Source organism: Kitasatospora sp. NPDC057500 (assembly GCF_042802195.1).
In the GTDB taxonomy this organism is placed as follows: domain Bacteria; phylum Actinomycetota; class Actinomycetes; order Streptomycetales; family Streptomycetaceae; genus Kitasatospora.
Genome location: NZ_JBHVER010000142.1, coordinates 1 through 21,599, shown reverse-complemented (window position 1 = coordinate 21,599; position 21,599 = coordinate 1). Strand labels below are relative to the sequence as shown.

Genomic DNA, 21,599 nt, shown 5'->3' with positions numbered 1-21,599 from the left:
GGGCTATGCCGCCGGTGGCGGCGAAGTCGCCTGCCGCGTCGGCGGTGAGGGCTCTGCCTGCTGGTGTGTCGTTCGGCCCTCTCCAGCCCGATGCTCCGGCCGCTGGGGCCGCGTCGGCGGCGGTGGCGGAGCCGCCCGCCGGGGTGGGTGCGCCGGGGGCTGTTGTGGAGTTGGGGACGACTGTGGCGGGGGCGGAGGTTTCGCCCGCTGGCGTGTCGTCTGGGATCCGGCAGCCTGCTGCGTCGTCGGCGGCGGAGCTACCTGCTGTGTCGGCTGATTTCGGGTCGGCGGTGGGGGTTACGCCTGCTGGTGTGCCGTCCGGGCCCCGGCAGTCCGCTGCGCCTGCCGCTGGGGCTGTGCCACCGTCGGTCGCAGCATTGGGCGCGGGGGTCCTTCCTTTCGGTGTGTCGTTCGGCCCCGTTCAGCCCGCTGCTCCGGCCGCTGGGGCCGCCTCGGCGGCGGTGGCGGAGCCGCCCGCCGGGGTGGGTGCGCCGGGGGCTGCCGTGGGGTTGTCGTCGGTTGTGGCGGGGGCGGGGGCTCCGCCTGCTGGTGTGTCGTCCGGGCCCCGGCAGTCCGCTGCGCCTGCCGCCGAGGCTGCACCGTCGGCGGCGGGGGCTGTGCCCGCCACCGTGCCGTTCAGCCCCCGGCGGCCCGCTGCGCCGCCCGCCGGGGTGGGTGTGTCGGGGGTCGTGCTGTCTTCTGGTGTGTCGTCCGGCTTCCGGCAGTTCGCTGCGCCTGCCGCCGAGGCTCTGCCCGCCACCGGGCCGTTCAGTTCCCCGAAGTCCGTTGCGCCGGTTGCCCTGGGGTTGTCGTCCGTCCAGTCGGCAGCGGGGGGTCTTTCCGCTGTCGCGCCGGGGCGGGGGGCTTCCTCGGGGGTTCCTCTTGCCGCGTCGACGGCGGTGCCGATGGCGACGCCCGGGCAGACCCCGGGGGCGGCGGGGGAGGTGCCGGTGATGGCGCAGACCTTGCCGGACGTGCGGCAGAGCGGGTGCCGGAAGCCGTCGGGGCGGGTGGCGGAGCGGGCCGGGTGGGCGCAGACGTATCTGCGGCCGGAGGCGGTGTGGCCGTTGAGCCGGGGGGAGGGGGTGACGGTGGCGGTGATCGGGTCCGGGGTGGATGCCTCGGCCGGGGCGGGGACCGGGATGCTGGCGGGACGTCTCGCCCTCGGGCCGCGTTTCCACGGGGAGGGCGACGCCGGACGGGACTGCGTCGGGCACGGCACCGTCCTCGCCGGCCTGATCGCCGGCCGACGGACGGCCGACGGCGGGCCTTCCGGCCTGGCGCCCGGTGCGAAGGTGCTGTCGGTGGCCGTCACCGACGACGCCGGGAGCACCAACGCCGACCTGCTCGCCAAGGGCATCCGCGCGGCGGCGGACGGCGGTGCCCGGGTCGCCGTGGTCGCGACGCCGATCGCGGAGGCGGCGCCGGCGCTGGCCGAGGCGGTCGGCTACGCCGCCGCCAAGGGCATGCTGCTGGTCGCGCCGACGGGCCCGGACGGCCAGTCGGTGGCCGTCCCGGTGTATCCGGCCGCGTACCCCGGCGTGCTCGCGGTGGCCGCGCTCTCGGCGGACGGCTCTTCGGCGGGCGGCTCGGCGTCCGCCGCTCCGGCCGCCCCTGCCGCTCCGGGCGGGCGGGCCTCGCGGGTGGATCTGACGGCGCCCGGCGTGGGGCTGTTGGCCGTCGGTCTCGGCGGCGGCGCCTTCACCGCCTCGGGTCCGAGCTACGCCGCCGCGCTGGTGGCCGGGGCGGCGGCCCTGGTGCTCGGCCGGTCGCCGGAGCTGACCGCCGAGCAGCTCGCCGACCGGCTGCGGGCGACCGCCTACCGGCCCGGCACGGCGTTGCCCGATCCGACAGTCGGTTGGGGCACCGTTGACCCGATGACGGCGGTGGCCGCCGCCGGCGCCGCTGCCGCCCCCGACGCGCCGGCGGCCGCCGAGCCGGTCGTCGTCCCGCCGCCCGCCGACCGCTCGGCCCAGCGGCTGGCGTCGGCGGTCGCCGGGGTCAGCCTGGGCGGTGCGGCGTTGGTGGGCCTGGCCGCGGCTGCGGTGCGTGCCGGGCGGAACCGGGGCCGCCGCCGCCCGGAGTAGCGGCCCCGGCCGGTCCGCGGCGGTCCTCGGACGCGCCCCGGTCGACGCCCCCTCGATGCCGCCCCGACGCCCCCTCGACGCCGCCCAACGCCCCGCCAACGCGCCCCGGCGCGCCCGCGTTGGGCGGCCGTTGGTCCGCCGTTGGCGGCGGCTGCAAGCGTGGCAGCGCCCGGGAGAGCGGCCCGCCCGCCGTGGCCTGCCCCCGCGCGACGAGACAGCGATCGACCCCGGTCCCGACCACACCGCCGACCGGGGCACCGACGAATGACGAACGTTGTAAGGGGCTCAACAGCCGTGGCCATCGACGCTACCGCCCACGCCGGGACGACCACCGAGGAAGCCCCGGGGCCCGTCGCCCCGCCGGCCCCCCGGCCCACCCTGAACCAGGACATCCTCGCCGAGCTGTACCGGCTGCACGGCGGCTACCTGCTGCGCGCGATGCTCCGGGTGACCAGCGGCGACCGCGGCAAGGCCGAGGACATCGTCCAGGAGACGCTGCTGCGGGCCTGGCAGAACCCGGCGGCGATGCACCGGGGGCCCGAGCACAGCCGCCCGTGGCTGTTCACGGTGGCGCGCCGGATCGCCATCGACCACTACCGGATGCAGACCGCCCGCGCCCAGGAGGTCGCCGACGAGTCGCCGGAGGACCACGCCGGCAGCCACGACCCGTACGACGAGGTGCTCGTCGCCCGGGACATGGCGGCGGCGATGGCCGAGCTCCAGCCCCACCACCGGGACGTGCTGGTCGAGTTGCACATGAAGGGCCGGTCGATGGCCGAGGTGGCCCGGGTGCTGGGGATACCGGTCGGCACGGTCAAGTCCCGCAACTTCTACGCCGTCCGCGCCCTGCGGCCGGTCCTGGTGGCGCACGGCATGGCCTGGACCGGCTGACGGCCTTCCAACGGTGCCGGCGGTCTCCCGCCGACACCGACGGCCTCCCGCCGGGGCAGCCGGCCCCGCGGGAGGCCCGCAAGCGGAACGCAGTGAACCGTTCCCGCCCCGCCGCCCGTAGACCAGGGTGGCGGCACCGCCGCCGGCGCCCGTCCCCCCGTGCGGGCGCCGGCCCACCGGCCGCCCCGGCCTCCGCTCTTGTGGGAGCGCGGACGCCGGGGCGCCCGGCCGCAGCGGCGGCCCCCCGGTCACCCCGGACCGGCGGGCCGCCCACACCCCGTGAGCGGGGTCACCACCCCAGCAGGTACGCCCCCCGCCGCAGTCCGGCCAGCACCGTGTCGGCCGTCACCTCGGCGTCGTCGGTCGCCGAGCCGTCCGCCTCCGCCACCGCGCCCCCGTTGAGCACCACGTAGTGCAGCGCCGCTCCCGTGGTCCGGCTCTCCCGGCGGAAGGCGTCCAGGGCCGTCGGCGCGACCGAGCCCTCCACCACCACCTGGTACCCGCCCGAGGCGAACGCGAAGGCCGCCTGCGCGGTGGCCGCGAGCGCGGTCACGTTCTGCCGCCGCGCCTCCGGCCGGTCCGCCTCCACGTACCCCTGCCGGACCGCCCGCCGGAAGTCCTCCGCGCGCAGGTGGACGCTCGGGAAGAGCGCGTCCGCGACCAGTGGGGCGACCGCGCCGCTCCCGGCGCCGGCGGCCGGGTCGGAGAGGACGACCACGCTGCCCGCCCCCCGTCCGCCTCCGAGCTCCGGCCCACCTACGGTCGTACGGTTCACAGCTGCTGATCCCTTCGCGGGCCGGGGACGGACGGGGAGCCGGGGCGGGACGGCCGGAGCGGGCCGGGGCGCACCCGGCCGTACGGACAGCCGACCGTCTCGTCATATCGAGATATCGAGTGACTGCTGTCGGAGATCAACCTAGTCCACCGCACACCCCGGAGTCCTCCCCTCCCCGGACCTCCCGCGCCCCCGCGCCGTCTCCTCGCCGCCTCCTCGCCGTCCCCCCGCTCCCCGGCCGCCTTCCCGTTACCTCCGCGCCCGCAGCACGATCGGATTGGTCAGCGCCGCCATCGGCCCCCACGGCAGCTCCGGGCCCATCGAGTTGCCCCGGCCCGGCGACCCGTCCGCCCTCGGGTGCCGCACCTCGGCCCGGACGAACGCGGCGAGCGAGGCCGTGGTCCGCCACACCACCGTGCCCGCGCCGTCGGCCGGCAGCGACTCCTGGTGCAGCTGGCCCTCGTCGGTCAGGAACCGCACCGTGCCGCCGGGCACCCCGGAGACGTCGAGCCGGACGTCCACCGGCGCGTCCGCCGGCACGGCCAGCTCGCCGCCGATCCCGGCCTGCCGACCGTCGCCGGTCGCGGTGAAGTCCAGCTGCACGGCCGCCGACTCGGCGATCCAGCTGCGCCCGGCGCGCAGACCGTCCAGGACGGAGTCCCGGTCGAGGTCCTCGGCGAACACGACGGTGTGCGGCGAGCCGATCACCTGCGGGACGCTGTGCGCGTCGCTGTTGCCGATCGCGGGCAGCCAGGACCGGCCCTCCCGCAGCGCCACCGCCAGCTGGGCGTCCCAGGTGTCGACCGCCGACTCGTCGTCGTACGTCCACGGGCCGTTCCACACCTCCACGGCGTCCGCGTCCTGGTAGCCGAACTTCCACTGGCAGCCGACGTACGGGCAGTACGGGTGCGCCGGCACCACCAGCCCGCCCTGCCGCCGCACCTGGCGGGCGAACCGGGGGAAGGCCTCGTCGCGCGAGCGGTAGCGCCAGTCGACGAACTGGCCCGGCCGCAGCCCCAGCGCCAGCCAGTGGCCGTTGCGGGTGGTCACCTCCTCGCCGAGCACGATCAGCAGGTCCGGGCCGGCCAGCGGGCCCCAGATGCCGTGCGCGGAGGTGGTGTTGTGCTCGGTCGACACGATGAAGTCCAGCTTCGCCTCCCGCGCGCCGGCGGCCACTTCGGCGGGTTGGCGGCGCCCGTCGGAGTGCACGGTGTGCAGGTGGCAGTCGCCCCGGTACCAGGCCCGCCCGCGCCCCCGGGCGCGCTCCGGCGGGTGGGCGGGGGTGAACTCGCCGCCCGGCGCACCGGAGCGCAGCGTCACGTCGACCCGGTACTCCAGGCCCTGCGGCGCGACCTGGTACGGGCCCAGCACCACGTGCCACCGGCCCGGGCGGACGGGGCCGGGCAGGTAGCCGGGCGTGGCCTGCTCCCGGCTCACCGCGAACTCCGTCCGGAAGCCGCCCGACCAGCCGCGGAAGCCGCGCCCGCCGAGCTCGGTGCCGCGCTCGTCGAAGAGCCCGATGTCGCAGGAGTTGCCGGGGGTTCCGGGCGGCACGGGCGGCTTGTCGTACCGGTAGGAGACGGCGACCTCGCGGATGCCGGCCGGGACGTCGAAGGGGAGGTACACGAAGTCGGGCGCACCGGTCGGCAGCTTGCCGGTCAGGGTGATCGTCCGTTCGGCCCCGGCGGCCCCGTCCGCCGCCCGTGCGACGCCCGCCGTCGTCGTGGCCGCCGCCACCGCGCCGAGGGCGCCGGCCGCCAGTAACCCGCGCCGGCCCAGCAACGCCTTGTCGTCCTGCCCGTGCTCCGTCATCGGAAGCCTCCGCTCTCGCCGGGATGTCGGGATGTCAGCGGAGTCTCGTACCCTTCCCGATGAACCCCCGGTGAGCCGGGCCCCACGGCTGTGCGGCGGCCCCGTGAAGGCCGCTCCCGCTTGCGCGGGCGGGCACCGCGGCCCTGAATGGAGGGGCGTGGATCGGTGGTCCCTGACGGTCGGACAGGTTCGGAGCTTTCATGGCACTCAGTCGGCGGGCCCTTCTCGCGGCGGCGGCCGGCACCGCCCTGGCGGGCTGCGCGCCCGGACCGGCCGCCCGCCCGCCGACCGCCGCGCCGCCGGGCACAGCCGGTCCGACCCCGACCCCGACCCCGACTCCCACGCCGACCCCGACCCCGACGCCCACGCCGACCCCGACCCCGACGCCTTCACCCACCCCCACGCCCACCCCCGCCCCCACGCCTTCAGCCACCCCGACCACTCCCGGCACCCCGGCCGCCGTGCCCGACACCGCCCTCCCCGCCCGCGCGGCCGTCGCCGCCCGCTACGCCGACGCCGCCCCCACCGCCTGGGGCCTCGACGTCCCCGGCGTGCTCGGCACCCTCCCCGAGGCCGCCGCCCCCGCCATCGCCCTCACCTTCGACGCCTGCGGCGGCTCCGGCGGCTCCGGTTACGACGCCGCCCTCGTCGACACCCTCCGCGCCCACGGCGTCCCCGCCACCCTCTTCCTCAACGCCCGCTGGATCGACGCCAACCCCGCCGTCTTCGACGACCTCGCCGCCGACCCCCTGTTCGAGATCGCCAACCACGGCACCGCCCACCGCCCCCTCTCCGTCGTCGGCCGCTCCGCCTACGGCATCGCCGGCACCCGCGACCCCGCCGGGGTCCACGACGAGATCGCCGGCAACCTGGCGAAGCTCACCGCCCTCCTCGGCCACCCGCCGCGCTTCTTCCGCTCGGGCACCGCCCACTACGACGACGTCGCCACCCGGATCGCCGCCGACCTCGGCCAGCGGATCGCCGGGTTCAGCACCAACGCCGACGGCGGCGCCACCCTCCCCGCCGCCCAGGTTCAGCGGGAACTGGCCGGCGCCGAGCCGGGCGGCATCGTCATCGCCCACATGAACCGGCCCGCCTCCGGCACGGCCCGCGGCGTCGCCGCCGCCCTCCCCGCCCTGCTGGCCGCGGGCCGCACCTTCATCCGCCTTTCCGACGCATTCCGCTGATCTCGGCCGGCGCGCCGCCGCCCGGCGCGGCCCCGATCGCCGTGGACACCGGCAGTGCCGCCGCCACCCGGAACCCGGGGCCGTACGGGGCCGCGCTCAGCAGCCCGCCGTACAGCGCCACCCGCTCGCGCAGCCCGACCAGCCCGTGCCCGGTGGACAGCTCTCGGCGTCCGTCCGGCGGGCGCCCGGCACCGTCGTCCACCACCTCGATGAGCAGCGACCGGTCCCAGGTGAGCCGCACCACGGCCCGGGTGCCGGGGCCGGCGTGCTTGGTGATGTTGGTGGCGGCCTCCTGGATGAGGCGGTAGGCGGTCTGGCCCACGCTGTCGTCGATCCGCAGCGGTGTGCCCCGCACTTCGAGGGAGATCAGCACACCGGCCTCGCGGACGTCCGCCAGCAGTCGGTCCAGATCGCCCAGCCCGTGGGTGTACCCCTCCTCGACCGCCGCCTCCGAGCTGCGCAGCAGTCGCAGCATGTGCCGGAGCTCGGCCATCGTCGACCGCCCCAGCGTCTCGATGTGCCCGAACGCCTCGGCACGCGCCGGGTCCTCGAAGGCCGTGACCTTCGCCGTCTCGGCCCGCATCACCATGACGGCCACCGCGTTGGCGACGATGTCGTGCAGCTCCCGCGCGATCCGCACCCGCTCCTGGGTGACCCGCATACGTGCCTCGGCGACCTCCTGCCGGTGGCGCTCGGCGGCCTCGTCGGCGGCCCGGCTGATCCGGGCGAAGCCCCAGACCACCAGCGTCACCGGGATGTAGAAGGCGAGGTTGGCGACCAGCACGGCGACGGCGACGGAACTCGCGCGCGTCACGATGCTGTAGGCGAGCGCCAGCCCCAGGGGGACGAAGGTGAGCGCCAGGGCCGTCAGCGCGACGGGACGTCTGCACTGTGCGGCGATGGTGTAGAGGGCGATCATCAGGCCGAAGCACGGCACGTAGTCGAGGGAACCGGCCAACGAGAGCGCGCTGGAGAGGGCGGAGATCACCCACACGGCGGCGAAGACCGCCACCGGCCGGAGCCGTCGCAGCACCAGCGCGGCGGCCTCGCCCAGGGCGAGCAGGGCCATCCACAGGAGCTGGTCCCCGGGCGTCCCGGGACCGATCGCGCTGCCGAAGTAGAACAGCTCGGGGATGACGGCCGCGAGCGCCAGTGCGACGTCCTGCCAGCCGATGGGCCGTCCGTTCGTTTCGCCCCGGGCGTCTTGGGACAGGTCCCGCAGTGTCGCGGTGGTCATCGCGGTCGCTCCATGGTCCGGTCAGGCCGCTGCATCGGAGGGGTACTCGTTCTTCCACTCCGCGTCCCTGCACATGGGGCTGGAACAGCAGATGCCCCAGCCGAACGCCTTGACGTCGGAGTGGACGAAGGCGGCGGTCGCGGGGCCGAGCCACCAGGTGTCCGGCGCGCCGGGCTCCTTCCGCTTCGGACGCACCACCCGCAGGCCGAGTTCGGCGTAGGCCGCCCACAGGTCTCCGTGATGGCGGATCAGCAGTGCGGCGATCCCGGCCGGCGTGGAGAACACGGCGGGGACCTCGAACCGCGTCGGTCGGACCAGGGTCAGCACCGCCCCTGCCGTGCGGATCCCCGCTCCGTCGACCGCCGCCAGGCCGATGCCCCCGGCCAGGATCGTGTCGGCGGTGTCATCGGATCCGGGCGCCGGGGAGATCCGTACGAGGTAGCGCTGCCAGGGGCTGGACAGCTCCTCGGGCGGGTCCGGGACCAGTACGGTCGCCGCACTGGTCATGAAGCCGTACGCCAGCCGCCGGCCGAGCACCCCACCGGGTTCCCAGAAGTGCACGGTGACGACCAGATCGGGCGAGCCGCTCACGGTTTCACTACTCATTGTTACGCTCCGTAGTCGTTTTGGCCCCGCTTCGGTCTCCGGAGGCCTGTCCCCACCTTCTCCCCGCCGTTGTCCCGGGAGCATGAGCCCCCGGCCCCACCTCTGCCCCGACCCGTGTCGGCTTCCCTCCGTGGCCGCGCAGTACGCGACCGGCCGCCATGACATTCCGCAGGGGTCGCCGCTGAGGAATCTCATCACCCTCGGTGAGCGCTCGCACTTCTGTCACCCCGGCGCCGCCGGCAGGCTGGACCGCATGACCGAGCGCCTCCCCGCCCTCCGCCTCCTGCTGGCCGACGACGAACCCGTCCGCCGGGCCGCCCTGGCCGCCCTGCTGGCCCTGGAGGAGGGCCTGACCGTCGTCGCCGAGGCCGGCTCCGCCCCGGCCGCGCTGGCCCTGGCCGCGCACCGCCGCCCCGACGTCGCCGTGCTCGCGCTGCGCTCGCCCGGCCTCGACGGCTCACCGCTGCCGGCCTGCCCGACCGTGATCATGACGACCCACGACCGCCCGGGCGACCTCCGCCGCGCCCTGCGCGCCGGCGCCGGGGCCTTCCTGCCCCGCAGCGTCTCCGCGGCCGACCTCGCCCGCGCCGTCCGCGCCGTCCACAACGGCCGCCGCTACATCCACCCGGACACCCTGGCTCCTGACACCACCGTCCTGACCGCCGAGGAACTCGACGTCCTCGACCTCACCGCCGCCGGTGCCCCCGTCCCCCTCCCGGCGGAGGACGTCCGGCGCCACCTCGCCTCCGCCACCGCCCGGCTCGGTGCCACCCACCCGTCGGCCGCCCTCCGGCGGGCCCGCCGCCACGGGTGGGTCTGAGGGGTCTCAGGCGGAGTGCTCCCGTGCCTCGGCGCGGAGCCGGCTGCGGGTGCGCATCAGGATCCGGCCGAGCATGTTCCTGCCCGTCCCGGTCCTGCCGCGGCCCCAGTAGTGGTCGGTGCCGGTGTCCTCGACGATCTCCTCGTCGGCGGTGGACAGCAGGATGCCGCGGATGTCCGCGTGCGCCCGGAACTTGGCGGCCACGGCGCGGCGCATGACGTCGTCCTTGACGCGTTCCCAGTCCCGTCGCAGCGGCCTGGACGGATCGCGGCCCAGTTCGGCGGCGCGCAGCGGTGTGCCGGCCCGGCGGATGAGGTCGGCGTGGCGGGTGCCGGCGAACTTCTGGGCCTGGAAGTAGTGTTCCGAGGTCGGCCACAGGTGCCCGTCGAGTTCCAGGTCGTGCGCGGAGAAGTTGGAGAAGCAGCCGTAGGGGACTTCGTCCGCGCCGTAGAAGTAGATCGTCATCCAGGCCTCGTCGCAGTAGCGGGGTTCGCACGGTCCCAGGCGCCGGGCCGCGCCCGCAACCGGTTTCCCCGGCTCACCGCCGGGGCCCGGACCCGGGGCGGGCCGGCCGTCCCGTCCGCAGCGGGAGGGGATCGCGCAGCCTGGCCACGTACCGCCGGTACGCCCGCGCCTCGGCCGTGCCGCCGTCGACGGCGGCGAGGCGGTCGGGGAACATCACCCCTCCCGCGTGCAGCCGGGCCCTCGCCCCGAACCGGTTGCCGTGCAGGCGGCCGACCACCAATCGGCCCCGGTCGATCTGGAACCAGACCTCGCGCCGGTTGCCGAACAGCACGACGCTCTCGCGGAGGTCGAGGACGTCGGTGTACACGTCGAAGTCCCAGTCGCCCGGAGCCCCCGCCGGGCCGTGGTGCCCGCGGAGGTGGTGCAGGAACCGGGGCAGGCCGACCGGGGTGCCGAACGGAATCACCGCGTCGGCGGACGGCTCGCCGGCGACGAAGTGGAGACGGAACTCCACGCCGTGGAGCCGCCCGCCGACCCTCCTCCTGATGTGGACCGAGAAGGTGTCGGCGTCGTCGTGGCGGGAGCGGTGCTCCGGGCGGACACGGCGGCTCAGGTGCTCGAACGACAGCGTCTCCCGGTCGGCCGCCAGGCCGGGGATCCGTTCGACCGAGCCGTGCAGCAGGTAGCGGCACATCAGGTCCACCGGATGCGTGTCGTGCGCGAGCCGGGTGAAGAACCCGTCGGAGAAGCCGTCCCGCACCGATGCCTCCGCCTGTCTACCGCAGGACGGTGATGGCGGTGGCGAGGTGGCCGTCGTGGACGCGCCACCGGCCTTCGAGGGTGGGTAGGGGGGAGGGAACGAGGATGGTGGCGGTGAAGGTGCCGTCGGTGCGGAGGGTCAGGTCGGCCTCGGAGAAGTCGAGGAAGCGGTGGGTGAGCGGGAACCAGGTCTTGTAGACGGACTCCTTGGCGCTGAACAGGATGCGGTCCCAGGGGATGCCGGGCTGCTCGGCGTCGAGGGCCGCGCTGCGCCGCTGCTCGGCCGGGAGGGCGATGGTGTCGAGGACGTCGTCGGGCAGGGGGAGGGCGGGTTCGGCGTCGATGCCGAGGGAGAGGACCGTGTCGGCCGGGGCCACGGCGGCGGCGCGGAAGCCGGCGCAGTGGGTGAGCGAGCCGACGACGCCCTCCGGCCAGCCCGGGGCGCCGCGCAGGCCGGGGAGCAGCGGCCGGTACGGGACGCCGAGTCGGGTGAGGGCGCGGCGGGCGCAGTACCGGACGGTGGTGAACTCGCGGCGGCGGGATTCGACGGCGCGGGTGATGACCGCCTCCTCCTCGGGCTCCAGGCGGGCCTCGGGCGGGTCGGAGTAGGCGGTCTCGACCACGACGGATTCGGGCAGGAGTTCGTTGATCACTGTTCCCCCGGACAGGACGGACGACGGATGACACGAGACATCCGGAGGATAGCGTGATGATCTGACGGATGATCCCCTGGTTGGACGATCCCCGGTCCGAACGCCTACTCGAAGGCGGCGGCGGCCTCCCGCAGCGCGCGGGCGACGACGGCGGGGTCGTCGGGCGCGGGGTCGCCGGGCAGGTAGGTGACGGCGCGCAGCCCGCCGCTGTAGCGGAACGCGCGGTGGCGCTCGTACACCGGCCAGGAGACCGGGGACCTGCGGTCGACGCCCACGCTGATGCCCTGGAACGGGGCCATGCCGATGAGCTGGTGGACCGGGCCGAGCCGACCGGTCTCCTCGCCGTCGACCAGGACGCGGAACTCCCAGCGCAGGCCGGCCACGGCGGTCGCCTCGACGGTGACCAGGTGGGCGCCGGGGGTGAGCGGGCCGGCGTCGGCCTCGAACAGTTCGCCGTACTGGTTGTAGGCGAGGTGCAGCCGGCCGTCCTCGACGTAGAGGCCGTAGCCGCCGCCCTGGTCGCCGTGCGAGACCAGCACGCCCGCGTCCTCGGCGCCGTGCTCGGCGAGTTCGACCTCGATGGCGAAGGAGCGGAAGGAGATCAGCCGCGACGAGCGGTAGCGCTCCAGCTCCGGCGTGCCGGCGAGCAGCCGCAGCGGGCGGCGCAGCCCGGCCTCGTCGGGGTGGCGGCGGGCGAGGGCTCCGCCGCCGTCGCTGAGCGGGAAGACGCCGTTGCGCCAGGCGGCGGCCTCCCAGGCGGCGGACAGCTCCTTGACCACGCCGGGGTGCTCGGCGGCGAGGTCGTGGATCTCGGTGGGGTCGGTGCGCAGGTCGTACAGCGCCCACTCGCCGTCGTCGTACGGGGTGCCGGGGCGGTGCAGGGTGACGAGCTTCCAGCCGTCGCGGTAGTAGCTGCGGTTGCCGGTCATCTCGCAGTACTGCTCGGGGTGGGTGGAGCCGGCGTCCGGGTCGCGCAGCACGGAGGCGAAGGTGAAGCCGTCCAGTGACTGCACGGCCTGTCCGCGCCGCCGCCCGGGCCGCTCCACGCCGGCGAGGTCGAGCAGGGTGGGCAGCAGGTCGGTGACGTACTGGTACTGGGTGCGCACGCCGGGGTCGCCCTCGGCGCGCGGGAGGCCGGCGGGCCAGGAGAGCACGAAGGGGACGCGCACGCCGCCCGCGTGGGTCTGGCCCTTGTAGAGGCGGAACGGGGTGTTGGAGGCCATGCCCCAGCCGCGCGGGTAGTGGACCAGCGAGCGCGGGCCGCCGATCAGCTCGGTCTCCCGCTCGACGTCGGGGTTCCAGTCCTCGGGGAGGCCGGGGTGGTGGACGAAGCGGCTGAAGTAGCTGCGGGTGCCCTCGGCGCCGCCCTCGCCGGTGCCGCCGTTGTCGGAGGTGAACACCACGATGGTGTTGTCGAGTTCGCCGAGCGCTTCGAGGGTGCCGAGCAGCCGGCCGAGGTTCTGGTCGACGTTGTCGACCATGGCGGCGTAGACCTCCATGTAGCGGGCGTAGAGCTGCCGCCGGGCGGGGTCGAGTTCGCTCCAGGGGCCGACCTCGTGGCCGGATTCGGCGTTGCGGTCCGGGAGTCCGGTGCCGGGCGGGAAGTGGCCGGCGGCGAGCTGGCGGGCGAACCGGGCGGCCCGCAGCTCGTCCCAGCCGCCGTCGTAGCGGCCCTTGTGCCGGGCGAGGTCCTCGGGCTTGGCCTGCAACGGGCCGTGCACGGCGTTGTGGGCGAGGTAGAGGAAGAACGGCTTGTCGGTGTCGTGGGCGCGCAGCGCCTTCACCATGTCGATGGCGCGGTCGGTGATGTCGTCGGTGTAGTAGTAGCCGTCGGGGAGTTCGTCGAGGTCCAGCGGGCTGTTGTCGCGCACGAGCTGGTGCGGGTGGAAGAGGCTGGTGAGGCCTTCGAGGACGCCGTAGTACTGGTCGAAGCCCTTCTGCAGCGGCCAGTTGGCGCGGTCGTCGGCGGCGTTGGAGGCGGAGTCGCGGGTGAGGTGCCACTTGCCGACGGCGTAGGTGGCGTAGCCGGCGTCGTGCAGCAGCTCGGCGAGGGTGGGGATGTCGTCGGCGATCTCCATGCCGTAGCCGGGGAATCCGGGGTCGGCGTTGGCGACGAAGGAGTAGCCGACCCGGTGCGGGTTGAGGCCGGTGAGCAGGGCGGCCCGGGCGGGGGAGCAGAGCGGCATGGTGTGGTAGTTGGCGAGTTTGACGCCGCGCTCGGCGAGGCCGTCCAGGGCCGGGGTGGGGATCTCGGCGCCGAACGGGCCGATGTCGCTGTAGCCGAGGTCGTCGACCAGGACGACGACGACGTTGGGCGCGCCCTCGCGCGGGCGGACCCGCTGCGGCCAGGCGGGCGTGGACTCGCGGAAGGTGCGGCCGACGGTGCCGGGGAAGCCGGCGTACGGGTCGCGGTACGGCGCCGCGCCGGGGGCGGCGGCGGGGGTGCCGGGGGTGTCGGTCATGCGGTGCTCCGGGTGGTGAGGACGGCGGGCCGGGCGTCCCGGCTCGGGGCGTCCGGGCGCGGGCTGTCCGGTTCCGTGGCGTCCGGGCCCGGGGCTTCCAGGCGCGGGACGGCGGCCAACAGCTGCTTGGTGTAGGGGTGCTCGGGTGCGGTGACGACCCGGTCGGCCGGTCCGGTCTCGACGATCCGGCCGTGGTGCAGCACGGCGATCCGGTGGCTCACCTGGCGGACCACCGCGAGGTCGTGGGCGATGAACAGCAGGGCGAGGCCGAGTTCGCGCTGGAGGCGGGCGAGCAGGTCGAGGACCTGGGCCTGGACCGAGACGTCCAGCGCGGAGACCGGCTCGTCGCAGATCAGCACGCTCGGCTCGGGTGCCAGCGCCCGGGCGATGCCGATGCGTTGGCGCTGTCCGCCGGAGAAGGCGCGCGGGTGCCGGTCGGCGCTGTCGGGGTCGAGGCCGACCTGCTCCAGCAGTTCGGCGACCCGCCGGGCGCGCGCGGGCCGGTCGCCCAGGCCGTGGGCGATCAGCGGTTCGGCGATGATCTGCCCGGCGGTCATCCGGGGGTTGAGCGAGGCGTACGGGTCCTGGAAGACCAGCTGCACCTCGCGGCGCGCGGCCCGCTCGCCGCCGCGTCCGAACTCCTCTCCCCGGAAGCGGATCCCGCCGCCGCTCGGGGCGTGCACCTGGACCAGCGCGCGGGCCAGGGTTGACTTCCCGGAGCCGGACTCGCCGACCAGGCCGAGCGTCTCGCCGGGGTGCAGCACCAGGTCGACGCCGTCCAGTGCGGTGACCGTGCGCCGCCGCGAGCCGTAGGTCTTGCGCAGGCCGGTGACGGTGAGCAGCGGCTCGGTCCCCGGCACGCTGTTGGCGGCGGCCTCCGAGGGCGCCTCCAGGCGCGGGACGGCGGCCAGCAGCTGCTTGGTGTACGGGTGGCGCGGTGCGCCGAGGACGTCGGCGGTGTCGCCGGACTCGACCACCTTCCCGTGCCGCATGACCAGCAGCCGGCGGCAGGTCTGCGCGATCACGCCGAGGTCGTGGCTGATCACCACGAGCGCGGTGCCGGTCTCCCGGTTGATCCGGGTGAGCAGGCGCAGGATCTGCTGCTGGACGGTCGGGTCGAGGGCGGTGGTGGGTTCGTCGGCGACCAGCACCTCGGCGTCGTTGGCGAGCGCGAGGGCGATCATGATGCGCTGGCGCTGGCCGCCGGAGAACTGGTGCGGGTGGTCGCGCAGCCGGCCGGCCGCGTCGGGGATGCCGACCAGCTCCAGCAACTCGACGGCGCGGGCGGCGCGTTGCCGCTTGTCGGGGCGGGCGCCGTGGGCGCGCAGGGCCTCGTCGAGCTGCTTGCCGACGGTGAGCACCGGGTTGAGCGAGGACATCGGGTCCTGGAAGACCATGGCGATCCGCCGGCCGCGCACGGCACGCAGGGCGTGCTCGGGCAGGGCGGCGAGGTCCTGGCCGGCCAGTTCCACCGAGCCGCCGGTGATCCGGCCGCCGGCCGGGAGCATGTGCAGCAGGGCGAGGGCGGTGGTGGACTTGCCGGAGCCGGACTCGCCGACCAGGCCCAGGGTGTCCCCGGCGGCGAGGTCGAAGCCGACGCCGTCCACGGCGGTGGTGGCGTCGAACGCCACGGAGAGGTCGGTGACCCGCAGGACGGTGCGGTCGTCGCGGGGCGGCGGGCTGGTCATCGGCGGATCCCCCGGTTCAGGGCCTCGGCGATCAGCGTGAAGCCGAGCACCAGCGCGGTGGTCGCGGCCAGCGGGGCGGCCGCGAAGGTCGGATGGGTGGCGAGGTAGGAGACGGACTGGCTGAGGATCGAGCCGAGGGTCGGCTCCGGCGGGCGCACACCGAGTCCGAGGAAGCTCATCGCGCCCTCGATGAACACGCCGACGGACAGCGCCACCGCCGTCTGCACGATCAGCGGGTCGACGGCGTTCGGCAGCACGTGCCGCAGCAGCACCCGGGCCCGGGAGGCGCCGCCGACCCGGGCGGCCAGCGCGTACTCGCGCTCCCGCTGGACCAGGATCCCGGAGCGCAACTGGCGTCCGAACAGCGGTATTTCGGCGATCGCGATCACGATGAAGACCGGCCAGCGGCCCGGCCCGAGCACGGCCGTGACGGCCAGCGCCAGGATCAGCCCGGGGAAGGCGAGCACCAGGTCGAAGACCCGCTGGACGGCGGTGTCGGCCCAGCGGTGGGTGGCCGCGAGCAGGGCGAGCGAGCAGCCGGCGAGCGCGCCGGCCGGCACGGCGCCGAAGGTCAGCGCCAGGTCGGTGGTGATGCCGTGCAGGACCCGGCTGAGCAGGTCCCGCCCGAGGTCGTCGGTGCCGAGCGGGTGCTCGGCGCTCGGCCCGGCGAGCGCCAGCGGGCCCTGGGCGTCGGGGTCGTGGTCGGTGAGCAGCGGGGCCAGCAGCCCGGCCAGGGCGACGACGGCGACCAGGGCGAGCCCGGTCAGGCCGCGGACGGTGAGCAGCCCGGCGAGGTACCGGTTGCGTACGGCGGCGCGCGCGGGGCGGGCCGGGGCGGGGGCGGTCAGGGCGGTCATCGGTTACTCCCACCGGATCCGGGGGTCGAGCCAGACGTACACGAGGTCGGTGAGCAGTTGGACGGCGACGTAGCCGGCGACGATCAGCAGCAGCAGGGCCTGCACCACGGGGTAGTCGCGGCGCAGCACGCCCTGCTCGACGAGCTGGCCGAGGCCGGGCCAGGCGAAGATCCGCTCGACCAGCACCGCCCCGGCGACCAGGTGGCCGATCTGCAGGCCGAGCACGGTGACGGCGGACGGCAGCGCGTTGGGCAGGGCGTGCCGCCAGACGATCCGGCGGCGGGAGACGCCGACGGCGGTGGCGGTGCGCACGTAGTCCTCGGCCAGCGCCCGCTGGATGCCGTCGGTGAGGTAGCGGGCGAGCACGGCGGCGCTGGGCAGGGCGAGGCAGACGGCGGGCAGCAGCAGGTACTGCAGCGCGAGGTCGGGGGCGTCGAGCAGGGACTCGTGGCCGCCGGCGGGCAGCAGCCCGAGGGTGACCGCGAACAGCAGCACCAGCAGCACGCCGGTGACGAACGGCGGCACGGCCAGGACGGCGGTGGTGAAGGCGCGGACGGCGGCGGCGGTCGGCCGGCGCTTCGCGGTGGCGCCGAGCACGCCGAGCGGCAGGGCCAGCGCGACGACCAGCAGCAGGGCGGCGGCGGTGAGTTGGAGCGTGGCGCCGAGGCCGTCGCCGATCAGGTCGGCGACCTGGCCGCCGATCGAGTAGCTGGGCCCGAGGTCGCCGGTGAGCAGGTCGCCGAGCCAGCGCAGGTACTGGGACAGCAGCGGCTCGTCGAGGCCGAGCCGGGCGCGGATCGCGGCGACCGCCTGCGGTCCGGCGTCGGGGCCGGCCAGGGTGGTGGCGGGGTCGCCGGGGATCAGGCGGAGGATGAGGAAGACCAGGAAGGAGGCGAGGAGGAGGACGAGCAGCCCGGAGGGCAGTCGCTTGAGGAGGAAGCTTCGCATCGGGTTCGGGCCGTCCGCTCAGGCCGTGAGGTAGGCGTCGTCGAGGTTGAGGTAGCCGAACTTGTTGAGGGTGGCGCCGCGGGCCTTGCCGCCGGCGACCTCGCTGAGGCCGGCGATGGCGAGGTCGATCACGAACTGCTCGTCCAGCAGGGTGTCGGTGATCTGCCGGTAGAGCGCCTTGGCCTCGTCGCTGTCGCTGTCCGGCCGCTTCCAGGCGCGCTGCACGATGTCGGTGTAGGCGGGCGACGAGAAGTGCGAGCTGTTCTTCGCCTCGTTGAACGGGTAGGCGCTCACCGCCAGGGTGGCGGGGTGGAGTTGGGCGAAGCCGTGGCTGAGCGTCCAGAGCGCGGGCATGGCCTGGGCGATCAGCTGCTTCTGCATGGTGGGCGAGTCGGTGGGCTGCAGCACGGTCTCGATGCCGACCTGCTTGAGGTCGTACTGGAGCACCTGCGCGACGGCGGTGCCGCCGGGGTCGTTGCTGTGCGCGAACGGCAGGGTGATGCCGGCGAGTCCGGCCTCCTTGAGCAACTGCCGGGCGCGGTCGGGGTCGTGGCGGTAGTGGGCGGCGGCCTCCGCGCTGTACGCGGGGGAGGACCTGGGCCAGGGCGTGGCGGAGACGGTGCCGGAGCCGCCGAGCGCCTGCTGGACCAGCCGCTCGCGGTCGACGGCCCAGGCGATGGCCTGCCGGACCCGCTTGTCGCCGACGTGCTCGGCCGTGAGGTTGGCGCCGATGTAGTACGCGCCGCCGCCGGTGTCGTAGGAGGTGACCCGGAACTGCGGCTCGCTGCGCAGGGCGGCGAGGTCCTTGCCGCGCACGTGGTAGGAGAGGTGGGTCTGGCCGGTCCTCAGCGAGGAGAGCAGTGACTCGCTCTGGGGGATCACCCGGATCTCGACGCCGTCCAGGTAGGGGCGGCCGGGGTTCCAGTACTTCTCGTTGCGGGCGAACGTGATCGAGCTGCCGGGCTTGCGCTCGGTGAAGGTGTAGGGGCCGGTGCCGACCAGCTTCGTCCCGGCGAAGGCCTCCTCGACGGTGGCGGAGTCCGGGATGATCATGAACTCGAAGAGGTCGAAGAGGTTGCTCACCGGATGGGCGAGGACGAGGGTGAGCTCGAAGTCGCCGTTCTTGCGGAAGTCGGTGACGGCGGCGGCCGTCGAGCGCAACTGGGCGGACCGGGCCGGGTTCTGGAGGTTCTTGACGGCGAAGACGACGTCGTCGGCGGTGAACCGGCGGCCGCTGTGGAAGGTCACGTCCTCGCGCAGCTTGAGGGTGACGCCGGTGCCGTCCGGCGCGACCGACCAGGAGGTGGCGAGCTCGGGCTGCGGCTTCAGCTGGTCGTCGTAGCGGGTCAGGGTGTTGAAGACCAGGCGCTGGACGAGGGTGTTGGCGCTCTGTGCGAACAGCAGGGCGGGGGTGAAGTCGACGCCGGCGCCGACCGTGAGGACACCGCCGCGACGCGGGCCCGCGGCGTCACCGGCGGCCCGGCCGGCGGCGGTGTCGGCGGCCGAGCGGCAGGCGGCCAGGGTCAGCAGGCCGGCGCCGGCGAGGCCGCCGCGGAGCAGCGCCCGGCGGGAGAGCGGGGAGGCGGTGGGGTAGCGGGTCACGAGTGGGGTCCTCTGCGGGAAGGGGCGTTGCGGGGTCGGTGGTGTTCGAGGGGTTCAGGCGGTCAGGGCGTGCACCGGGCGGGCGTGCAGGGCGCCGAGCGCGGCCGACCCGGCGGCCACGGCGAGCACATCGGCGCCGCGCCGCTGGACGACCACCAGTTCGGCGTCCCGCCGCATCCGTGAGCGGCGCGCGAACTCGGTGCGCACCACGTTCAGGTAGGCCGGGTCGAGCGCGGCGAAGTGCTCGGTCAGCACCAGCAGATCGGGGTTGACGACATCGGCCAGCAGGGCGAGCGCCCGGCCGATGGTCTCCGCGCGCCGCCGCACCAGCCGGTCGGCCCTCGGGTCGCCGGCCCGGACGGCGGCCACCAGTTCGGCGCGGTCCGGCCGTTCGACGACTCCCTCGGCCGCCGCCGCCTCGAACAGCGTGGTGTCCGAGGCGGCGACCGCCAGACAGCCGGTCCGGCCGCAGTGGCAGGGCGCGTCGCTGTCCGGCACCGGCAGGTGGGCGACGTCCCCGGTCGGCGAGGCCGGGCCCACGTGCACGGTTCCGGCCACGGCCAGGGCCGCGTCCACCACGTGGCCGACGAACAGGTGCACCATCGAGCGCCGGGCCGCCGGGTGCCCGAACAGGATCTCCGCCTGGGCCAGCGCCCTGGCGTGGTTGTCCACCTGCACCGGCAGCCCGGTGGCCTCGGCCAGCAGCCCGCCGAGCGGCAGGTCCCGCCAGTCGAGCGGATCGTGACGGACGACCACTCCGCGCCCGCGGTCGACCGCGCCGCCGGTGACGGCGCCGAGGCCGACCACGGTGCGGCCGTCCGGTACGGCGTCGAGCAGCCCGGGCAGCCGCGCCAGCAGCGGCCGCAGCACGGCCGCCCCGGTGCGGCCCCGGTTGCTCAACTCCCGGCGGTGCAGCACGTTTCCGCGCGGGTCGAGGAAGGCGAAGGTGGTGAACGGCAGGCCGATGTGCAGTCCGGCCACCGCGATCCGCCCGGTGTCCACGTCCACCGGCAGCTGCGGGCGGCCGACCGCCCCGGCGCCGGGGGAGGCCAGCTCGGGCCGCTCGCGCAGCAGTCCGAGCCGGACCAGGTCGACCACCTGGCGGGAGACGGCGGCCGGGCTCAGCCCGGTGAGCGCCGCCACCCGGCTGCGGGCCACCGGCCCGTGGTCCAGCACCGTCCGCAGGACGGCGGCGGCGTTGACGTCCCGCCGTCCGTCCCCGGTGCGGTGCGGCCGGGCGGCGGTGCTGGTGATCTCGGTGAACATCGGCCGTCCTTCCGGGAGTCGTCGGGGGCTCAGCGCCCGGCGGCCTCGGCCTCCAGCTGATCGGCCGGCACCAGCCCGGCCACCCGCGGCGGCACGGCGGGCTCCAGCAGCCGGCTCGGCGCGCCGTCCACGCCCGCCGGAAGGTCGCCGTCCAGGGTGATCCGGCGGACCAGGCGCGGCTCGTCGCCGTAGTCGTTGACGGCGTAGTGCTGGGTGGCGCGGTTGTCCCAGAACGCGACGTCGCCGACCTGCCAGTCCCAGCGCACGGTGTTCTCCAGCCGCTCCACGTACCGCTGGAACAGCGCGATCAGCGCCTTGCTGTCGGCGCCCGAGACGCCCTGGACGCGCTGGGCGAACGCGCCGAGCAGCAGGTTCTTCTCGCCGGTCACCGGGTGCACGCGGACCACCGGGTGCTCGGTCTTGAACGCGGTGGAGACGAACACCCGGCGGAAGAGGTCGGCCACCTCGGCGTTGTCGGCGAGTTCCGGGCGCAGCGCGAGGCTCGCCGCGTAGTCGTAGTCGTTGGTGTGCACGGCGCGCAGCGACTCGGCCAGCGCCTTCAGCGGCTGCGGAAGGTCCTGGTAGGCGGCGGCGGTGTTGGCCCACACCGTCGAGCCGCCGGCCGGCGGCAGCTCCAGGGCGCGCAGGATCGAGGCCTTCGGGTAGGACGGGACGAAGGTGACGTCGGTGTGCCAGTTGTTTGCGCGCACGCCCTTGGTGGCGTCCAGCTCGAAGATGTAGCGGCCGTCGGCGCTCGGTACGGTGGGGTGCCCGACCGGCTGGCCGAACAGGCGGGCGAACGCCTCGTGTTCGGCGTCGTCGAGGTGCTGCTGGCCGCGGAAGAACAGCACCTTGTGCTCGTACAGCGCGGCTTCGAGGGCGGCGACGGTCTCGGCGGGCAGGTCGCCGCCGAGGCGGACGTCGTGCACGATCGCGCCGATCCGGCCGGCGGCGGGCGTGAGGCGGAGGGTGGTGGTGGGTGCGGTGGCAGTGGACATGACGGTTCCTCGACTCTGGTGGAGGGGAATGGAGGGACGCGCAAGGACGCCCCGGGCGGTGGACGCGGTCAGGGCGGAGCGGTGGAGGACGGCACACGGGTGCCGGGGAGAGGTGACGGCCGGGCGGCCGGCGTCAGCGGGCGAAGGCCCCGCGACAGCAGAGACAGCAGCGCCGGCGGCGACAGCAGCGGTGGCGGGCCGGGGCGGTGCGGTGAACGGTGCTCATCGGCCCTCCTTCCGGGTCCGGGGTGCTGCGAGTGGGCTCGGCGCTCATCGTGCTGAAGCCCGCGCCTCCCTGTCAATCACCCGTCCTGCCTGGTGGGAAGGGGTGTTGCGGGCGTGTGGCGCCGTGTTGCGGGGGATGGTCGGGCGGTGGCGGGAAGGCTGCGGCGGCGTGTTCCCGCCTGTCGGGGGCGTGTCGGGACGACTAACTTTCGCCGCGGAAGAAACCCCGCCGACGGCGGGAGGGCCCGCCCGGAGCGCGTC

Annotated in this window: 18 protein-coding genes; 4 read left to right on the top strand and 14 right to left on the bottom strand. The window is 75.3% G+C overall.

Annotated elements, in window-relative coordinates:
• Positions 1-953 precede the first annotated feature (953 nt).
• Both ACFU74_RS25880 and ACFU74_RS25875 read left to right on the top strand, forming a co-directional pair.
• A complete protein-coding gene (locus ACFU74_RS25880) occupies positions 954-2,087 on the top strand; it encodes a S8 family serine peptidase (RefSeq protein WP_380760835.1) in 1,134 nt (377 codons plus the stop codon).
• Between the two features lie 294 nt (positions 2,088-2,381).
• Positions 2,382-2,978, top strand: coding sequence for a sigma-70 family RNA polymerase sigma factor (locus ACFU74_RS25875; protein WP_380760833.1), 597 nt, complete (start codon positions 2,382-2,384; stop codon positions 2,976-2,978).
• Between the two features lie 289 nt (positions 2,979-3,267).
• Here the strand turns inward: ACFU74_RS25875 and ACFU74_RS25870 are convergent, their stop codons facing one another.
• Positions 3,268-3,753, bottom strand: a complete 486-nt coding sequence (locus ACFU74_RS25870; protein WP_380760831.1) for a hypothetical protein — start codon at positions 3,751-3,753, stop codon at positions 3,268-3,270.
• Positions 3,754-4,002: 249 nt separating this feature from the next.
• Complete coding sequence (locus ACFU74_RS25865) at positions 4,003-5,565, bottom strand: CehA/McbA family metallohydrolase (protein WP_380760829.1); 1,563 nt, start codon at positions 5,563-5,565, stop codon at positions 4,003-4,005.
• A 461-nt stretch (positions 5,566-6,026) separates the two neighbouring features.
• On the opposite strand from ACFU74_RS25865, the gene ACFU74_RS25860 reads away from it, so the two are divergent.
• Positions 6,027-6,752 carry a polysaccharide deacetylase family protein gene (locus ACFU74_RS25860; RefSeq protein ID WP_380760827.1) on the top strand — a complete coding sequence of 242 codons (726 nt, stop codon included), beginning with the start codon at positions 6,027-6,029 and terminating at the stop codon, positions 6,750-6,752.
• On the opposite strand, the gene ACFU74_RS25855 is transcribed toward ACFU74_RS25860, so the two are convergent.
• Both ACFU74_RS25855 and ACFU74_RS25850 read right to left on the bottom strand, forming a co-directional pair.
• Positions 6,724-7,989 carry a sensor histidine kinase gene (locus ACFU74_RS25855; protein WP_380760825.1) on the bottom strand — a complete coding sequence of 422 codons (1,266 nt, stop codon included), beginning with the start codon at positions 7,987-7,989 and terminating at the stop codon, positions 6,724-6,726. The genes ACFU74_RS25860 and ACFU74_RS25855 overlap by 29 nt on opposite strands.
• A gap of 21 nt (positions 7,990-8,010) precedes the next feature.
• A complete protein-coding gene (locus ACFU74_RS25850; RefSeq protein WP_380760823.1) occupies positions 8,011-8,595 on the bottom strand; it encodes a hypothetical protein in 585 nt (194 codons plus the stop codon).
• A 253-nt stretch (positions 8,596-8,848) separates the two neighbouring features.
• On the opposite strand from ACFU74_RS25850, the gene ACFU74_RS25845 reads away from it, so the two are divergent.
• Positions 8,849-9,415: a response regulator gene (locus ACFU74_RS25845; protein ID WP_380760821.1), complete on the top strand. Its 567-nt coding sequence runs from the start codon at positions 8,849-8,851 to the stop codon at positions 9,413-9,415.
• 6 nt (positions 9,416-9,421) lie between these two features.
• Here ACFU74_RS25845 and ACFU74_RS25840 read toward each other — a convergent pair whose 3' ends face one another.
• The 10 genes from ACFU74_RS25840 to ACFU74_RS25795 all read right to left on the bottom strand — a co-directional run bounded on the left by ACFU74_RS25840 (position 9,422) and on the right by ACFU74_RS25795 (position 21,113).
• Positions 9,422-9,880: an NADAR family protein gene (locus ACFU74_RS25840; RefSeq protein WP_380760820.1), complete on the bottom strand. Its 459-nt coding sequence runs from the start codon at positions 9,878-9,880 to the stop codon at positions 9,422-9,424.
• 73 nt (positions 9,881-9,953) lie between these two features.
• A complete protein-coding gene (locus ACFU74_RS25835; RefSeq protein WP_380760818.1) occupies positions 9,954-10,640 on the bottom strand; it encodes a hypothetical protein in 687 nt (228 codons plus the stop codon).
• 16 nt (positions 10,641-10,656) lie between these two features.
• Positions 10,657-11,292 carry a 4'-phosphopantetheinyl transferase gene (locus tag ACFU74_RS25830; RefSeq protein WP_380760816.1) on the bottom strand — a complete coding sequence of 212 codons (636 nt, stop codon included), beginning with the start codon at positions 11,290-11,292 and terminating at the stop codon, positions 10,657-10,659.
• 104 nt (positions 11,293-11,396) lie between these two features.
• The gene (locus ACFU74_RS25825; protein ID WP_380760814.1) at positions 11,397-13,754 is read right to left on the bottom strand and encodes an arylsulfatase; all 2,358 of its coding nucleotides are present in this window, start codon (positions 13,752-13,754) and stop codon (positions 11,397-11,399) included.
• On the bottom strand, positions 13,751-15,442 hold the full coding sequence (locus ACFU74_RS25820) for an ABC transporter ATP-binding protein (protein ID WP_380760812.1): 1,692 nt from the start codon (positions 15,440-15,442) through the stop codon (positions 13,751-13,753). Before ACFU74_RS25820 ends, ACFU74_RS25825 begins: the two co-directional genes overlap by 4 nt.
• Positions 15,439-16,299, bottom strand: a complete 861-nt coding sequence (locus ACFU74_RS25815; protein ID WP_380760810.1) for an ABC transporter permease — start codon at positions 16,297-16,299, stop codon at positions 15,439-15,441. Before ACFU74_RS25815 ends, ACFU74_RS25820 begins: the two co-directional genes overlap by 4 nt.
• A gap of 3 nt (positions 16,300-16,302) precedes the next feature.
• Positions 16,303-17,247, bottom strand: a complete 945-nt coding sequence (locus ACFU74_RS25810) for an ABC transporter permease (protein ID WP_380760808.1) — start codon at positions 17,245-17,247, stop codon at positions 16,303-16,305.
• Between the two features lie 18 nt (positions 17,248-17,265).
• Positions 17,266-18,849 carry an ABC transporter substrate-binding protein gene (locus ACFU74_RS25805; RefSeq protein ID WP_380760806.1) on the bottom strand — a complete coding sequence of 528 codons (1,584 nt, stop codon included), beginning with the start codon at positions 18,847-18,849 and terminating at the stop codon, positions 17,266-17,268.
• A gap of 54 nt (positions 18,850-18,903) precedes the next feature.
• Positions 18,904-20,115, bottom strand: coding sequence for an ROK family protein (locus ACFU74_RS25800; protein ID WP_380760804.1), 1,212 nt, complete (start codon positions 20,113-20,115; stop codon positions 18,904-18,906).
• 29 nt (positions 20,116-20,144) lie between these two features.
• Positions 20,145-21,113 (bottom strand): TauD/TfdA dioxygenase family protein, encoded by a 969-nt coding sequence (locus ACFU74_RS25795; RefSeq protein ID WP_380760802.1) that lies wholly within the window; start codon positions 21,111-21,113, stop codon positions 20,145-20,147.
• Between the last annotated feature and the right edge of the window lie 486 nt (positions 21,114-21,599).

What these genes read in the sequence shown, in the direction of transcription:
- ACFU74_RS25800 (WP_380760804.1), bottom strand. Translation starts at nt 20,115, where the DNA reads ATGTTCACCGAGATCACCAGCACCGCCGCCCGGCCGCACCGCACCGGG.
- ACFU74_RS25880 (WP_380760835.1), top strand. Translation starts at nt 954, where the DNA reads ATGGCGCAGACCTTGCCGGACGTGCGGCAGAGCGGGTGCCGGAAGCCG.
- ACFU74_RS25825 (WP_380760814.1), bottom strand. Translation starts at nt 13,754, where the DNA reads ATGACCGACACCCCCGGCACCCCCGCCGCCGCCCCCGGCGCGGCGCCG.
- ACFU74_RS25815 (WP_380760810.1), bottom strand. Translation starts at nt 16,299, where the DNA reads ATGACCGCCCTGACCGCCCCCGCCCCGGCCCGCCCCGCGCGCGCCGCC.
- ACFU74_RS25845 (WP_380760821.1), top strand. Translation starts at nt 8,849, where the DNA reads ATGACCGAGCGCCTCCCCGCCCTCCGCCTCCTGCTGGCCGACGACGAA.
- ACFU74_RS25795 (WP_380760802.1), bottom strand. Translation starts at nt 21,113, where the DNA reads ATGTCCACTGCCACCGCACCCACCACCACCCTCCGCCTCACGCCCGCC.
- ACFU74_RS25810 (WP_380760808.1), bottom strand. Translation starts at nt 17,247, where the DNA reads ATGCGAAGCTTCCTCCTCAAGCGACTGCCCTCCGGGCTGCTCGTCCTC.
- ACFU74_RS25850 (WP_380760823.1), bottom strand. Translation starts at nt 8,595, where the DNA reads ATGAGTAGTGAAACCGTGAGCGGCTCGCCCGATCTGGTCGTCACCGTG.
- ACFU74_RS25840 (WP_380760820.1), bottom strand. Translation starts at nt 9,880, where the DNA reads ATGACGATCTACTTCTACGGCGCGGACGAAGTCCCCTACGGCTGCTTC.
- ACFU74_RS25820 (WP_380760812.1), bottom strand. Translation starts at nt 15,442, where the DNA reads ATGACCAGCCCGCCGCCCCGCGACGACCGCACCGTCCTGCGGGTCACC.
- ACFU74_RS25855 (WP_380760825.1), bottom strand. Translation starts at nt 7,989, where the DNA reads ATGACCACCGCGACACTGCGGGACCTGTCCCAAGACGCCCGGGGCGAA.
- ACFU74_RS25865 (WP_380760829.1), bottom strand. Translation starts at nt 5,565, where the DNA reads ATGACGGAGCACGGGCAGGACGACAAGGCGTTGCTGGGCCGGCGCGGG.